This is a genomic window from Epilithonimonas bovis DSM 19482, assembly GCF_900108115.1.
Lineage (GTDB): Bacteria > Bacteroidota > Bacteroidia > Flavobacteriales > Weeksellaceae > Epilithonimonas > Epilithonimonas bovis.
On sequence record NZ_FTPU01000007.1, the window covers coordinates 14,519 to 15,778 of the forward strand.

Sequence of the window (1,260 nt, forward strand, 5' to 3'; positions counted from 1 at the left end):
CCCAGTCCCCAAACTTCTAACCTCAACCACCATATCATTCATCATCTAGCTTCCATCATTTATAAAACCCCTCCCATTCTCCCAGCCTCCCACTCTCTTACTCTCAAATGCTCCCACTCTCAAACCTGTCAACCCGAACTCGTTGCTGCCCTCTTGCACAGCCGTAAAAGCTTAACTATCTTTAACCCAGTAACCATCCATACCATGACAATCCACAAAATACTTCTCATTGGCTCTATTTTACTGAGCGCAGTTATACAATCTCAGGAAACAAAGAAGCTTAAAAAACCAACAGATACACCATATCTCAAAACAGACACCATACCTAAAGTAGTTAAAGAGCAGCCTTGGGAACTTAACAAACCCATCCTAATACTCGATAATCATCCGGTCCCTTACGAAACCATATTAACATTACAATCTGACAAAATTGAATCTGTTAAAATTGAAAAGCAGGCAAATCAGGCTGAGAGTGTTGATAAAAAAAGCACGCTGATCATTAATATGAAGCCGGTTCCCAAAACCATTTTGATCCCGGTGACGGCCTTGATCTCAAAATACACGGAAATAAAAGACGGAAAATACATTGTATCCATCGACGGTGAACCAGTCAACCTGCAGCAGGATCAATTATTGGTGGATGAAAAAAACATCATGCAGATTAGGATCACCAAACTGGACCAACTCGGCCTGGCCCCCAACCTGTATCAGGTCCGTTTGCTCACCCGCAACAACAAAAACCTCCAAAAAGCCAACACCATCATCATTCGTTAAACAAACAAATGCACTATGCCTATTCAAATTGGGGAATTGTTTTAAACCAATTGATGCTTATTTTTGAAAAAAGCTCAGATTATAAAATCCAAGCCCAGCTTTTTAACTTACACACTTGATGGGATAGTATCAATGTATAGGGAACCTCCATCATCTTTTCTCTTGTTTCTTTTTTCTTTTCTCTTTTTTCTTTTCTCTTGATTCTTCCCACCCCTTCTTCCAGCTTCCAACACCCATCATCCAAAACCCTCAACCCTGAACTCCGAATCTCGAACCCTCAAACCCTCAAACCCACCAAAGCATCCCATCATCCAGCTTCCAGCTTCCAGCTTCCAACATCCATCATCCAAAACCCTGAACTCCCAACCCTGAACTCTCAACTCTGAACTCTGAACCCTCCCGCACTGTCATGCTGAGGCTCTCGAAGCATCCCACTACCATCCAAAACCTTGAACTTTGAACTCCGAACCATGAACCCTGACCTCT

General features: G+C 42.5%; 1 protein-coding gene. It reads left to right on the plus strand.

All coding sequences use genetic code 11. The annotated features are described in order from the left end of the window. A partial coding sequence (locus B0B05_RS04245) for a hypothetical protein (protein WP_221406966.1) occupies nucleotides 1–774 on the plus strand: 774 nt, incomplete at its 5' end. Nucleotides 775–1,260 lie beyond the last annotated feature (486 nt).